Annotated in this window: 12 protein-coding genes; 9 read left to right on the forward strand and 3 right to left on the reverse strand. The window is 70.9% G+C overall.

The window, feature by feature from the left end; genetic code table 11:
- Positions 1-156 precede the first annotated feature (156 nt).
- The 3 genes from ACTMTF_RS23090 to hisG all read left to right on the forward strand — a co-directional run bounded on the left by ACTMTF_RS23090 (position 157) and on the right by hisG (position 3,191).
- A complete protein-coding gene (locus tag ACTMTF_RS23090; RefSeq protein WP_441112549.1) occupies positions 157-1,794 on the forward strand; it encodes a DEAD/DEAH box helicase in 1,638 nt (545 codons plus the stop codon).
- 228 nt (positions 1,795-2,022) lie between these two features.
- The gene (locus ACTMTF_RS23095) at positions 2,023-2,286 is read left to right on the forward strand and encodes a phosphoribosyl-ATP diphosphatase (RefSeq protein WP_397013349.1); all 264 of its coding nucleotides are present in this window, start codon (positions 2,023-2,025) and stop codon (positions 2,284-2,286) included.
- A gap of 59 nt (positions 2,287-2,345) precedes the next feature.
- Complete coding sequence (hisG, locus tag ACTMTF_RS23100; RefSeq protein WP_397013347.1) at positions 2,346-3,191, forward strand: ATP phosphoribosyltransferase; 846 nt, start codon at positions 2,346-2,348, stop codon at positions 3,189-3,191.
- Positions 3,192-3,288: 97 nt separating this feature from the next.
- On the opposite strand, the gene ACTMTF_RS23105 is transcribed toward hisG, so the two are convergent.
- Positions 3,289-4,584 carry an aminotransferase class V-fold PLP-dependent enzyme gene (locus tag ACTMTF_RS23105; RefSeq protein ID WP_441112550.1) on the reverse strand — a complete coding sequence of 432 codons (1,296 nt, stop codon included), beginning with the start codon at positions 4,582-4,584 and terminating at the stop codon, positions 3,289-3,291.
- Positions 4,585-4,648: 64 nt separating this feature from the next.
- A complete protein-coding gene (locus tag ACTMTF_RS23110) occupies positions 4,649-5,674 on the reverse strand; it encodes an EAL domain-containing protein (RefSeq protein WP_441112551.1) in 1,026 nt (341 codons plus the stop codon).
- A 119-nt stretch (positions 5,675-5,793) separates the two neighbouring features.
- Between ACTMTF_RS23110 and ACTMTF_RS23115 the strand changes: the two genes are divergently transcribed.
- The 6 genes from ACTMTF_RS23115 to ACTMTF_RS23140 all read left to right on the forward strand — a co-directional run bounded on the left by ACTMTF_RS23115 (position 5,794) and on the right by ACTMTF_RS23140 (position 12,681).
- On the forward strand, positions 5,794-6,447 hold the full coding sequence (locus tag ACTMTF_RS23115) for an acVLRF1 family peptidyl-tRNA hydrolase (protein ID WP_441112552.1): 654 nt from the start codon (positions 5,794-5,796) through the stop codon (positions 6,445-6,447).
- Positions 6,448-6,560: 113 nt separating this feature from the next.
- Positions 6,561-7,580 carry a LacI family DNA-binding transcriptional regulator gene (locus tag ACTMTF_RS23120; RefSeq protein ID WP_441112553.1) on the forward strand — a complete coding sequence of 340 codons (1,020 nt, stop codon included), beginning with the start codon at positions 6,561-6,563 and terminating at the stop codon, positions 7,578-7,580.
- Positions 7,581-7,832: 252 nt separating this feature from the next.
- Positions 7,833-9,431, forward strand: coding sequence for an ABC-F family ATP-binding cassette domain-containing protein (locus ACTMTF_RS23125; protein ID WP_397013339.1), 1,599 nt, complete (start codon positions 7,833-7,835; stop codon positions 9,429-9,431).
- 113 nt (positions 9,432-9,544) lie between these two features.
- Positions 9,545-9,760: a helix-turn-helix domain-containing protein gene (locus ACTMTF_RS23130; protein WP_020547488.1), complete on the forward strand. Its 216-nt coding sequence runs from the start codon at positions 9,545-9,547 to the stop codon at positions 9,758-9,760.
- A 117-nt stretch (positions 9,761-9,877) separates the two neighbouring features.
- A complete protein-coding gene (locus ACTMTF_RS23135; protein ID WP_441112554.1) occupies positions 9,878-10,711 on the forward strand; it encodes an enoyl-CoA hydratase/isomerase family protein in 834 nt (277 codons plus the stop codon).
- 80 nt (positions 10,712-10,791) lie between these two features.
- Entirely contained in the window at positions 10,792-12,681 is a 1,890-nt protein-coding gene (locus ACTMTF_RS23140) for an ABC transporter ATP-binding protein (protein ID WP_441112555.1), read from the forward strand.
- Here ACTMTF_RS23140 and ACTMTF_RS23145 read toward each other — a convergent pair.
- Complete coding sequence (locus ACTMTF_RS23145; RefSeq protein WP_397013335.1) at positions 12,653-13,537, reverse strand: sulfotransferase; 885 nt, start codon at positions 13,535-13,537, stop codon at positions 12,653-12,655. The genes ACTMTF_RS23140 and ACTMTF_RS23145 overlap by 29 nt on opposite strands.
- Between the last annotated feature and the right edge of the window lie 121 nt (positions 13,538-13,658).

The following is a 13,658-nucleotide window of genomic DNA, read 5'->3' on the forward strand; positions in this document are numbered from 1 at the left end:
CGCCCCAGGTGCGCCTTCCCCCTCGCTCCGCCCCACGGCGGGCGCACTGCAATGTGTACGGCATGATCGCCGTACGACCCTGGCTCGTCCTTTCGCAGAAGTGACGTGCCACTTCGACTGAAAGGCACGAATTTCGTGACCATGCTTGACGCTGTCATGCCCGAAACGACCCCCGAGCAGGTCCCCGGCTTCGAGGAGCTCGGCCTGCCCAAGCCCCTCGTGACCGGCCTGGCCAAGCAGGGCATCGACAGCCCGTTCCCCATTCAGAGCGCGACGATCCCCGACGTGCTCACCGGCGCCGACGTCCTCGGCCGCGGCCAGACCGGCTCCGGCAAGACCCTCGCCTTCGGCCTGCCCACCATGGCACGGCTGGCAGGCGTCCGGCCGACCCCCGGCCGTCCCCGCGCGATGATCCTGGTGCCGACCCGCGAGCTCGCGCTCCAGGTGCACGACGCCCTTGAGCCGCTCGGCCGCGGACTCGGCCTGCGCATGAAGGTCATCGTCGGCGGCATGTCCATGGGCAAGCAGATCGAGGCGCTGCGCCGCGGCGTCGACATCGTCATCGCCACGCCGGGCCGTCTCGGCGATCTCATCCGCCAGGGTGAGTGCTCGCTGGCCGAGGTGCGGATCAGCATCCTCGACGAGGCCGACCACATGTGCGACCTCGGCTTCTTCCCCGTCGTCACCGAGCTGCTCGCGCAGACCCCGACCGACGGGCAGCGGCTGCTGTTCTCCGCGACGCTCGACGGCGACGTGGACAAGCTCGTGCGGCGTTTCCTCAGAAACCCGATCACGCACTCCGTCGCCCCCGCGACCTCCCCGGTCGACACGATGGAGCACCACGTCGTGCAGGTCAGCCGGGATGACAAGTTCGACGTCACGGCCGAGATCGCCAACCGCGAGGGTCGTACGATCATCTTCGTCAAGACCCAGCACGGCGTCGACCGTCTGTGCAAGCAGCTCGCCAGGGTCGGCGTCAAGGCCGGTGGACTGCACGGCGGCAAGCGCCAGAACCAGCGCACCCGCATCCTGGCCGAGTTCCGCGAGGGCTCCGTCAACGTGCTCGTCTGCACCGACGTCGCCGCCCGCGGCATCCACGTCGACAACATCAGCCTCGTGCTGCACGTCGACCCGCCGCAGGACAGCAAGAGCTACCTGCACCGCGGTGGCCGTACGGCGCGCGCCGGCGAGAAGGGCACCGTCGTCACCCTGGTGCTGCCGAACGAGCGCCGCTCCACCGACGCGCTGACCAAGCGGGCCGGCATCCAGCCGTTCCGGCTCAAGGCCGCTCCCGGGCACCCGCGCCTGGCCGAGGTCGCCGGGGCGCGCACGCCCAGCGGTGAGGCCATCCCCGTCTGGGAGCCCGACGTCCGCAAGCCGCTGCGCGCTCGCCGCGAGGGCGGTCACAGCGGCTCCTCCGACCGTCGCAACCGCCGTCCCCGCCGCGAGTTCGACGGTGGCGAGCGTCGCCCCCGTCGCCATGACGGTGGTGAGCGCCCTTTCGTGGGCGCGTCGGCTGACGACCGGCGCCCTCGACGTCACGAGAACGGCGACCGTCCGGCCACGGCCACGGCCGCTCCCATCGAGGACCGTGACCGCAGGCCGGCCGGCGACCGCGGCCAGCGTGGCGGTTTCCGCTCCGACGACCGTGGCGCCAGTGGCGGTTTCCGCTCCGACGACCGCCCGCGTGACGGCTACCGCTCCGGCGGCTCCCGTCCGGACGACCGTGGCGCCAGGGGCGGCTTCCGCTCCGACGACCGCCGCGCCTCGGGTGGCCGCCGCTTCGAGCGCTGACCGGCTGATGGGCGCCTAGCTGTGTTGATCGGCTCGTGTTGATCTGCGGCGTCGCCCGCCCTACCCCTTAGCGGGGTGCGGCGGGCGGCGCCGTTCGTCATGTCGGTATGGGCTGCGCCAAGAGCGGCGCATGAGTGTGCCTGGTCTCGCCTGGCGGACGCGCGGCATCGCCAGGTGCCCGCGCAGACTAGGCTTGACTCGCACGTCAGCCGACCGACGAGAGAGATCATGAAGACCTTCGAAGAGCTGTTCGCCGAGCTGTCCGAGAAGGCGCAGACCCGGCCCGCTGGTTCGGGCACTGTGGCCGCGCTCGACGCCGGCGTCCATGCCATCGGCAAGAAGGTCGTGGAGGAGGCCGCCGAGAGCTGGATGGCGGCCGAGCACGAGTCCCATGACCGGGCCGCCGAGGAGATCTCGCAGCTTCTCTACCACGTGCAGGTGCTCATGATCGCGAAAGGGATCGGGCTGGACGAGGTGTACAAGCATCTCTAGGGCGCCCCGCGCCCGCCTCCGCCCACACCCGCGAACATGGACAACACCGAGGAACAGACATGCTACGTCTGGCCGTACCGAACAAGGGCGCGCTCAGTGAGGCCGCCCAGATCATGCTCAAGGAGGCCGGCTACCGGTCTCGCAGAGACAGCAAGGAGCTCGTCGTCGTCGACGAGGACAACGGCTGCGAGCTGTTCTTCCTGCGCCCCCGCGACATCGCCGTCTACGTCGGCGAGGGCACCCTCGACGTCGGCATCACCGGCCGGGACATGCTCATCGACTCCGGCGCGCCGGTCGAGGAGATCATGCCGCTCGGCTTCGGCGGATCGACCTTCCGCCTGGCCTGCAACGCCGGCACGATGACCTCCGTCAAGGACCTGCAGGGACTGCGCGTGGCCACCTCCTACGCCGGCCTGCTCGACAAGTACCTCTCCGAGGAGGGCGTCGACGCCCGCGTCATCAAGCTGGACGGCGCCGTGGAGACCGCGATCAGGCTCGGCGTCGCCGACGCGGTGGCCGACGTCGTGGAGACCGGCACCACCCTGCGCAACGTCGGCCTCGAGGTGTTCGGCGAGCCGATCATGCGCTCGGAGGCCGTGCTCATCAAGCGCCAGAGCTCGCCCGAGACGCCGGCGGCCGAGCAGCTCGTCCGCCGCTTCCAGGGGGTCGTGCACGCCCGCGACTTCGTCATGATGGACTACGACATCCGCGCCGAGCGGATCGAGGAGGCCATCGCGCTCACTCCCGGCATGGAGGGGCCGACGGTCTCGCCGCTGCACCGCGAGGGCTGGGTGGCCGTGCGCGCGATGGTCCGCCGCAAGGGCCACCAGCAGGTCATGGACCAGCTCTGGGACCTCGGCGCGCGGGCCATCCTGGTCACCGACATCTACGCCTGCCGCATCTGACGAAGGTCACCGCCGATCCCGGACGGAGCTCACCGTCCGGGATCGGCGTGCCCGGTGTCATGCCGCCCGCCTCGCTCCAGAGCGGGGCGAGCCCGGCTCAGGTGAGTCCTTTCACCGCCGCGATGGCCAGGTCCACCTTGTCGGGGTCCGTGACGATGCTGGTGCCGAAGCGCAGCAGCGGCGGGAAGTACGGCGTGGTGCTGGTGATCACCTTCTGGTCGTGCAGCCGGTTCACCGCCTCCTCGGGCTGGAGGCCGTCGATCGTGCAGCACACCAGGCCCGCCGACAGGTCGGGGGATTCGGGGGTGACCAGCCGGACGTGCGGAATGTCGCGCAGGCCCGCCTTCAGCCGGGTCGCCAGCTCCTGGGTGCGCCGCTGGATGCGGTCCTTGCCGATCGCCTGCTGGAAGTTGAACGCCTGCGTCATCGCCCACCGGTGCTCGAACGCCTTGTAGCCGCCCGGGGTCGCCAGCTGCGCCGTGGTGTCGAGCGGCCCCTCACGCCGCTGCCAGGCCACGAACGAGGCCCGCCCGAACCCCGGGATGACCGGCGCGAGCGCGTCCCACGCACGCCCCCACAGGAAGCCGGTGCCGCGCGGCCCGAACAGCCACTTGTGCGTGCCGGTCGCCAGGAAGTCGCAGCCCAGGTCCCCGACCTCGTCGGCCATCGCGCCGAACCCGTGCACCCCGTCCACGCACAGCAGCGCCCGGTCCTGCTCGTCGCGGCCCTTGTTGGCCTCGGCCAGCATGTCGGCGATGGCCCGGATCGGCAGTCGCACCCCGGTGCTGGAGTGCACCCAGGTGACCGCCACCACCCGGGTGCGCGGCCGCAGGCCTTCCTTGATCGCGCTCACGATCCGGTCAGCCGACGCGCGCGCGGGATCGTCGTACAGCCTGATCCGGCGCACCTTCGCGCCCGTCCGGTCGGCGAGCAGCCGCACGCCCTCGTGGGTGGCGAGGAAGTCGTGCTCGGTGGTGAGCACGTCCTGGCCGGGGCGCAGCCTCAGGCCGGAGTAGAGCAGGCCGAGGCCCATCGTGGTGCTGTCGGTCAGGGCGATGTCGCGGGAGTCGGCGCCGATGAAGCGCGCGGCGGTCTCCAGGACGGAGTCGTCCGGCGAGGCGTTGCCTCCGGGCAGGTAGTGCGGGTCGGCGTCGAGGCCGTCACGATGCCGCCTGATCGCCTCCCGCACGGTGGCGGGCGCGGGCGCTAGGACGAACGCCGCGAACTGCCCGTACGCCGGATCGAGCGTGAACTGCGCCCGGACCGACGCCCAGTCGTCCGGGGCGAAGGAGGGCGATCCCTCGGGGGTGGGGGACGGCGTGGCGGTGCACGCGGCCACACCGGCCAGCATTCCCGCGCCGAGCAGGGCCCGTCTGTTCAGCTGCCGAGTCACGACTCCTTTCCTACCCTGGCCCGGGTCCCCGTGCCCAGGGGGCGCGCACAGTCGTTACGCGCCGTCAGACATGCGCCGTCGCCACCTGCCGGATCAGATCCGACACCCGGACGATCCCCAGGCAGCGATTGAGCTCGTCGGTGACCACCAGGTCGTCGTAGACGCGCAGCCCGTCCCGGCCCGCCACCTGCATCGCCGCGACCGCCGGAGTGCTCTTCGGCACCGTGCGCGGCGTGTCGGCCAGCCGCCGGGCCGGCTTCGAGCCGTGCAGCGCGTGCCCGTACCGGGAGGCGATCGACAGCAGGAACCGGCTGCGGTCCAGGCTGCCCTCGGGCCGCTGGTACTCGTCCACCAGGATCACGCTGGTGATCGTCGGCTCGTGCCCGAACGCCTCCACCGCATCCTCCGCCTTCGCCGCGACGGGCAGCGTCACCGCGGGCAGCAGCAGCTCCTGCACCCGTGGGCCGAGCGTGACCGTGGCGGACGACTCGACGGGGGGCGGCAACGGCACCCGGATCCGCCCGTCCGGCCCCGGCGCCAGCAGCGGGCCGTGCGCCAGCCGTGCCCCCTGCGTGCGGGCCGCCGCGAGCTCCGCCTCGGTCGTGACGCCCGGCGCCAGCACGTGCGCGCCGACGCCCCGCGCCAGGGACGCCACCGCCCGCATCACCGCCGTCGCCCGGTGGTCGCGCGGCGCCCGCGCGACCACGTCGGGCGCCAGCCCCACCAGGTACGGCGCGGCGTCCGCGATCAGGTCGAGGGGCGCGCTCTGGCCGCCGGCGCCGCCGAAGCCCACCAGGTAGCCGTGGTTGCGCAGGGCTTCGAGCACGACCCGGAGCACCGGCCGGTCGCTCTCGGCGCACGGGCCGTGCAACAGCAGGATGGCCTCGCGGGGATGGCGTCCGGCGCGGTGCAGCGCGTCGTGCAGAGGCGCCATCGCGCCGGCCCCGGCCAGGGCGACGCGCATGGGGAGGTCCAGCATCATGGGCAAGGGGGCCGCCCGGAGGTGACCTGAGGCGTCCAGCGCCGCTGGGTAAGCGATGACGGCCCCGGTGTCGAGATCCACGATGGGGCCGGTGAGCAGGGAGGACACGTAGTGATGATGGTGGCTGCGTGGGCTACGGCGACACCCTGGTGAAATGAAATTTACCGACATTTTCCGTGTATTCCATACTTCGTCGGCTGGGATTCGGCATGGGCTAGCCTTCCGGCATGGGCGCGCGACCGGCGAAGGGCGGCGGCCGGTGGGTCTCGGTGCCGCCGGAGCGGGTGCACCCATGGATCGACGGGTTCGCCGGGCGGCACGGACCGTTCGAGGCGTCCGGTGACGAGCGGACGGTGCGGCTGGTGGCCGCCGACGGCGGCGTGGCGGAGCTGCATGTGCCCTTCCCGCCGATGAGGCCCGGGCCGCCGCACGTCACCAGGCTGGTCGAGCACGCGCGGGCCGAGCGGCGGGTGGGCGTGGTGCTGGTGCGGCTCGGCGGCTACGCGGCAGGGGTCTTCCACGGCGGCTCGCTGGTGGCGTCCAAGGTGGGCGCACGCCTGGTCCAGGGGCGGACGGCGGCGGGCGGCTGGTCGCAGCAGCGCTTCGCCAGGCGCCGGGACAACCAGGCGAGCAAGGTCTTCGAGGTGGCGGCCGACACGGCGCTGCGCGTGCTGTCACCCCATCTGGAGGAGCTCGACGCGGTGGTGCTCGGCGGCGACCGCAAGGCGGTCGACTCCCTGCGCTCGGACCGCAGGCTGGCGCCGCTGCTGGCGATGGAGGCCGAGCCGTTCCTCGTCGTGCCGGACCCGAGGCTGGCGATCCTGCGTGACACCCCGCAGCTGTTCCGCGCGGTCAGGATCCGGGTGGTGGACCCGGCCTGAGACGAACCGGTTGAGACGAACAGGTTGGGACGAACCGCTTGAGACCATCCGTTTGAGACGATTCAACGCGGCTATGATGAGCGCGTTCACAGTGGCACGGCTCATGGGGATCAATGGCGACCACGAGCATCAAGGAGGTCGCGCGGCTGGCGCGCGTCTCGGTCGGCACGGTCAGCAACGTGCTCAACCGCCCCGAGGTCGTCTCGCCCGCCACGCGTGAACGGGTCCTCACGGCGATCCGCGAGCTGGGCTTCGTCCGTAACGAGGTGGCCCGCCACCTGCGGGCCGGGCGCAGCCGCACGGTCGGGCTGGTCGTCCTCGACGTGTCCAACCCGTTCTTCACCGACGTCGCGCGGGGCGCCGAGGCGCTCGCCGACGAGCACGACACGATGCTGGTGCTCTGCAACAGCGCCGCCGACCCGGCCCGCGAGCGCCGCCACCTCGACCAGCTCGAACAGCAGCGGGTCCTCGGCATCCTGATCACCCCGGTCGACGCCGCCGGCCCCCACCTGGCCGAGCTCGCCGCCCGAGGCACGCCCGTGGTGCTCGTCGACAGCCCCGCTCCCGGCCCGCAGTGCTCGGTGGCGGTCGACGACCGGCTCGGCGGCCACGCGGCCGGGGCGCACCTGGTCGAGCGGGGGCACCGGCGGATCGCGTTCGTCGGCGGGCCGCTGTCGATCAAGCAGATGGCCGACCGCCGCGCGGGCGTCCGCGACGCCGTCCACGCGGCCGGTGACGGCGTCGAGCTGATCGACCGCCTCACGCCCACGCTGAGCGTCGCGGCCGGGCGGGCCGCCGGTGAGCGCCTGGCGGCGCTGCCGGACGGCGAGCGGCCCACCGCCGCCCTGTGCGCCAACGACGTGCTGGCCCTGGGGTTCCTGCAGGCCATGGCGGCGTGCGGGCTGCGGGTGCCCGAGGACATGGCCATCGTCGGCTACGACGACATCGATTTCGCCGCCGCCGCGGCGATCCCGCTGTCGTCGGTGCGCCAGCCGCGCGAGCTGCTCGGCCGCACCGCCATCGACCTTCTGCTGGAGGAGGTGACCGCCCCGGAGCGGCACCGGCACCGGCAGGTCATCTTCCAGCCGGACCTGGTCGTACGCGAGTCGAGCCGGGCGCGCAGGATCGGCTGAGGCCGTGGGGTGAATCGGTTCAAACCGGCGGGCACTCCGGGAAATCAGAAGCCGTCTCCGGACGTTGTACGTGAGGCGCTGTCAGGGGCCTGACCAGCGAGGTCCGGTGATCTTCGCCGGGCCTCGGGGGACACACAAAGCAGAGGTGGGGCTCCCGATCAGGGGCCTACACTGATCGGTATGCACACTCCCGATTGACCGGCGCCGCGCGCCCAATCCCTCGTTTCCTACCTCGGGAGTGTTTCCTTCGCCATGATCATTGCTACTGACATCGAACTGCGTGCGGGCTCGCGGTTGCTCATCGAGAGCGCCTCCTTCCGCGTCAACCCCGGAGACAAGATAGGCCTTGTCGGCCGTAACGGCGCGGGCAAGACGACCCTGACCAAGGTGCTCGCGGGCGAGGCGCTGCCCGCCGCCGGCACCGTGACCACCACCGGCAACGTCGGCTACCTGCCCCAGGACCCGCGCACCGGCGACCTGGAGGTGCTCGCCCGCGACCGCATCCTGTCGGCCCGCGGCCTCGACGAGGTGCTGCGCAGGCTGCGCGAGGCCGAGGCCGGCATGTCCTCGGCCGACCAGCGCACCCAGGAGAAGGCCGTGCGGCAGTACGGCCGCCTCGAGGACCAGATGCACGTCCTGGGCGGCTACTCCGCGGAGTCGGAGGCCGCCTCCATCTCCTCCAGCCTGGGACTCGCGGACCGGGTCCTGGGACAGCCGTTGAAGACGCTTTCCGGGGGCCAGCGCAGACGCGTCGAATTGGCGAGAATTCTTTTCAGCGGAGCGGAAACTCTCCTTCTGGATGAGCCGACAAACCACCTAGATGCGGACTCAATCGGGTGGCTTCGTGATTTTTTGCGCTCTCATCAGGGCGGCTTGGTGATCATCAGCCACGACGTCCAGCTTCTTGAAGCCACGGTCAACAAGGTCCTCCACCTCGACGCCAACCGGTCCTCGGTCGATCACTACAACGTCGGCTGGAAGACCTATCTGGCGCAGCGGGAGACCGACGAGAAGCGCCGCAAGCGCGAGCGGGCCAACGCCGAGAAGCAGGCGGGCGCGCTGCTCGCCCAGGCCGACAAGATGCGTGCCAAGGCCACCAAGGCCAAGGCGGCCCAGGACATGATGCGCCGCGCCAACCGGCTGCTGTCCGGCACCGAGGAGGTGCGCCAGGGCGACAAGGTCGCCAAGCTGCGCTTCCCCGACCCCCAGCCGTGCGGGCGCACCCCGCTGATGGCGGAGGGCCTGTCGAAGTCCTACGGGTCCCTTGAGGTCTTCACCGACGTCGACGTGGCCATCGATCGAGGTCACAGGGTTGTCATCCTCGGGCTCAACGGCGCCGGCAAGACCACGCTGCTGCGGCTGCTCGGCGGGATCGAGCGCCCCGACACCGGCGCGATCAAGCCCGGCCACGGCCTGAAGGTCGGCTATTACGCCCAGGAGCACGAGACGCTCGACAGCGACAGAACCCTCCTGGAGAACATGCGTTCGGCAGGCGGAACGTTCACTGACACCGAGCTGCGCAAGGTCCTCGGCTCCTTCCTGTTCACCGGCGACGACGTCGACAAGCCCGCCGGAGTCCTGTCCGGCGGCGAGAAAACCCGCCTGGCGCTGGCCATGCTGGTGCTCTCCAGCGCCAACGTGCTGCTGCTCGACGAGCCCACCAACAACCTCGATCCGGTCAGCCGGGAGCAGGTTCTCACCGCTCTGAGGTCGTATTCAGGATCGATCGTCCTGGTTACCCATGACGAGGGTGCCGTCGATGCCCTTTCACCGGATAGGGTGATCTTGCTGCCAGACGGAACTGAAGACGCGTGGAGCGAGGAATTTTCCGATCTTGTGGCACTTGCCTGATCTTAATTTGGGTGGGTACGGATCTTTTCCCGTGGAGTAGGTAGCCGATCCCGCTGAAATGACTGATCATGGCGGAGTAACGCTGCGGAAGTCCGGCACTACAGGAGGTACTCGTGGCCGAGACACTGAAGAAGGGCACCCGGGTCACCGGGGCCGATCGTGAGAAGCTGGCCGGAGATCTAAAGAAGCGCTATGCCGCGGGTGAGAGCATCCGCGCCCTGGCCGCTTCTACCGGCCGGTCCTACGGGTTCATCCATCGCATCCTGAGCGAGTCCGGAGTGACTCTGCGCGGGCGCGGCGGGGCGACCCGAGGTAAGTCCAAGCGCTGACGGCCGCCTCGGAACGTGCGACCGCAGCCGCTCGTCCCTAGCCGCCGACGTCGCGCCCGAGCCAGAATCATATTCTGTAAGCTCGGGCGCGACGGACAGTGGACGAGGGAGCGGGCGATGTCGGAAGCGAAGGCGCCACAACAGCGCGGGGGGTATACGGAGGACGTTTCCGCCGAAAGACTGGCGGAGATCGGACTGCGCTTCGAGGTGGACGGTGAGATCGCGACGATCACACTGGACCGGCCGGACAAGCGGAACGCTCAGACGTTCGCTACCTGGTCGGCCCTGGCTCGCATCGGTGACAATCTGCCGGAACGGGTTCGCGTGGTCGTGGTGAACGGTGAGGGACCGTCCTTCTCGGCGGGGATCGACCTGCGCATGTTCACCCCTGAGGGGGTGCCCGGCCAGGGCTCGTTCAGCTCGGCGGCGCGGCTCGACAGCGCATCGTTCGAGGAACTGCTCGAGCAGGCCCAGCAGGGATTCCTGTGGCTACGCCGCCCAGAGATCGTTTCCATCGCGGCCGTGCGGGGTCACGCGATCGGCGCGGGATTTCAGCTCGCGCTCGCCTGTGACCTGCGTATCGTGGCCGACGATGTCAAGTTCTGCATGAAAGAGCCCGCACTGGGGCTGGTGCCCGATCTGACCGGCACCAAGCCGCTGGTGGACCTGGTAGGCCTGGCCAAGGCGATCGACATCTGCCTGACGGCCAGGGTGGTGGAGGCGGACGAGGCCTTCCGCATCGGCCTGGCCGAGCGGGTGGTCGCCGGGGGGGACCTGGCGAAGGCCGTACAGGAGAAGGCCGCGCAGCTGCTGTCGACCAACCGGGACGCGGCGGCGGCGACCAAGCGACTCCTCCAGGGGGCGCAGGGGCGCACCCTGGAGGAGCAGCGCGCCGCGGAGGGCGCCGAGCAGGCCGAGCGCCTGAGGGCCCTGTTCGCGGGCGGCTCGTGAGGCCCGTTTTCGCCTTGAGCTGATGTGGGAATCGCCGGACGGCACGGTGACGCTCTGCTGAGGGAGGAGGGACTCCCTATATGGCGATGATGGGCGGCGGTTTCGGTCCGTCGGTGTGGGCCTCGCTGCGGCGCGACGGCTCGGTGACCAAACAACGGCTCTCGCCTGGCACGGTCAGGCGCATCGCCGGCTATGCCAGGCCCTACACCAAGCAGATCGTCGCCTTCCTGCTGCTGGTGGTGGCGGGAGCGGTGATCGTGGTCGCCAACCCGCTGCTGATGAAGGCGATCATCGACGACGGCATCCTGGCCGAGCGCAGCGAGGTCGTGATCGGCCTGGCCGTGGCGATCGCGGCGCTCGCGCTGGTCGACGCCGGCCTGACCCTGGTGCAGCGCTGGTTCTCCTCCCGCATCGGCGAGGGGCTGATCTTCGACCTGCGCACCGAGGTGTTCGACCACGTCCAGCGGATGCCGGTGGCGTTCTTCATGCGCGCGCAGACCGGCGCGCTGGTCTCCCGGCTCAACACCGACGTCATCGGCGCCCAGCGCGCGCTGACCAGCACGCTGTCGTCGGTGGTGTCCAACGTGGTCAGCCTCGTCCTGGTGCTCGGCGCCATGCTGGTGCTGTCGTGGCAGGTCACGCTGGTCGCGCTGATCCTGCTGCCGATCTTCATCGTGCCGGCCAAATGGGTCGGCCGGCGCATGTCGGCGCTGACCCGCGAGCAGATGCAGCTCGACGCCGAGATGAGCTCGGTCACGACCGAGCGCTTCAATGTGGCGGGCGCGATGGTGGCCAAGCTCTACGGCAGGCCAGAGGACGACGCGCGGATGTTCAGCGACCGGGCCGCCAGGGTCCGCGACGTGGGCGTCACCGTCGGCATGTACGCCACCATCTTCCGGGTCGCGCTCGGCCTGGTCGCGGCGCTGGCCACCGCGCTCGTCTACGGCATCGGCGGGGTGATGGCCGTCGGCGACGTCTTCGAGCTCGGCACGCTGGTGGCGCTGGCTGCCCTGCTGATGCGCCTGTACGGGCCGCTGACCTCGCTGTCCAACGTGCACGTGGACGTGATGACCGCCCTGGTGAGCTTCGACCGGGTCTTCGAGATCCTCGACCTCCGGCCGATGGTCGCGGACAAGCCGGACGCCCGGCCGCTGCCCGGCGGGCCCGTCACGATCGAGTTCGACGACGTGCGTTTCGGCTACCCGTCGGCCGAGGAGGTGTCGCTGGCCTCACTGGAGTCGGTCGCCAGGGCGGAGACGGGCGGCCCGTCCCAGCCGGTGCTGGGCGGCGTGTCGTTCACGGCCGCGCCGGGCTCGCTCATCGCCCTGGTCGGCCACTCCGGCGCGGGCAAGACCACGATCACCTCGCTGGTCTCCCGGCTCTACGACGTCAACGAGGGCGCGGTCCGGATCAACGGGATGGACGTGCGGGAGGCCACGCTCGCCTCGCTGCGCGACACCGTGGGCGTGGTCATGCAGGACCCGCACCTCTTCCACGACACCATCGGCGCCAACCTCCGCTACGCCCGCCCGGAGGCGAGCGAGGAGGAGATGTGGGCGGCGCTGCGCGCCGCGCAGATCGGCGAGCTGGTCGAGGCGCTGCCCGACCAGCTGGAAACGGTCGTCGGCGACCGCGGCTACCGGCTGTCCGGTGGCGAGAAGCAGCGCCTGGCGCTGGCCCGGCTGCTGCTGAAGGCGCCGCGCGTGGTCGTGCTCGACGAGGCCACCGCGCACCTTGACTCGGAGTCGGAGGCGGCGGTGCAGAAGGCGCTCAAGACCGCGCTGCGCGGCCGCACCTCGCTGGTGATCGCGCACCGGCTGTCGACGATCAGGGAGGCCGACGAGATCCTCGTCGTGCACGACGGGCGCATCGCCGAGCGGGGCCGCCACGAGGAGCTGCTGGCGCGCGGCGGTTTGTACGCCGAGCTCTACCGCACCCAGTTCAGCTCTTCAGATAGCCCAGTCGGGTGAGCTCCTGCTTGGCCACCTTCTCCACCAGCTCCAGGTCCGCGGGGCGGAGCCGGGTCCGCCAGGAGCCCACCTCGGGGACGCGGGGGCCGTAGAGGGCGATCTTGGACACCCGCGTCTCCAGAAACTCCGACAGGGTGGCCACCGACCGGGCGGGCTGCTGCACCAGGTCCTCGTAGCGGAGGGTGAGGAGCTGGTCCTCGGGCAGCTCCTTGCGCAGCGTGGCGCTCAGCCGCACCGCGCTGCGCCAGCGCAGCGCGCTCTTGCCCGCCACGGGCATGGTCTTCCACCGGTCGCGGTGCTCGTCGCGGTTGACGCCGAGGAAGGCGTTGGGGAACTCGGTGTCCTCCGGCAGCATCACCGGCTTGAACCAGGCGAGGCTGGCCGGATCGTCGAGCATGTCGGCGGTCACGTCACGGCCGTCGCGGATGAGCTGCACGAACCGGGCGTCGGGGAAGGCCCGCAGCAGCACCGGGGCGCTGTAGATCAGGTCGGGGCTGGCGTCGCCGAACCTGGTCACCTCGTCCGTCGACACGCACGGCCCGGTGGTGGTGACGCCCCCGGCCTCCCGGCACGGCTCGGAGCACAGGCCGCACGAGCCGCCCAGCACCTGCCACGACTCGGCGAGCGCGTCGCGCAGCACCCGGACGGCGCCGGAGGTGCGGCCGATCGACGGCTTGCGGGCGAAGGCGTAGACCACGTGGGCCACGCAGGCGCGGCCCATGGTCACGTGACAGCCTGGCGCGCGTTTCAGGGCACGGGCGAGCAGGTCCGCGCCGGAATGCGGAGCACCGAGCAGGAAGACCGGCCTGCGGACCTTGATGCCGTTGACCACGAGGATGTGGGGCGGAAGTCGCATACGACAGGTAAGTGTGGCACCGTTTGGCAGGTGGGCGAGCCAGCGCCGGGCCGGTCGTGAGCGGCGCCCGCGCAGACCGTACGATGCCTTCGCCGGTCGGCCGCGCAGCTGGGCCGGTCGG

The sequence above is a fragment of the Nonomuraea sp. ZG12 genome, from assembly GCF_052068115.1.
GTDB lineage: Bacteria > Actinomycetota > Actinomycetes > Streptosporangiales > Streptosporangiaceae > Nonomuraea.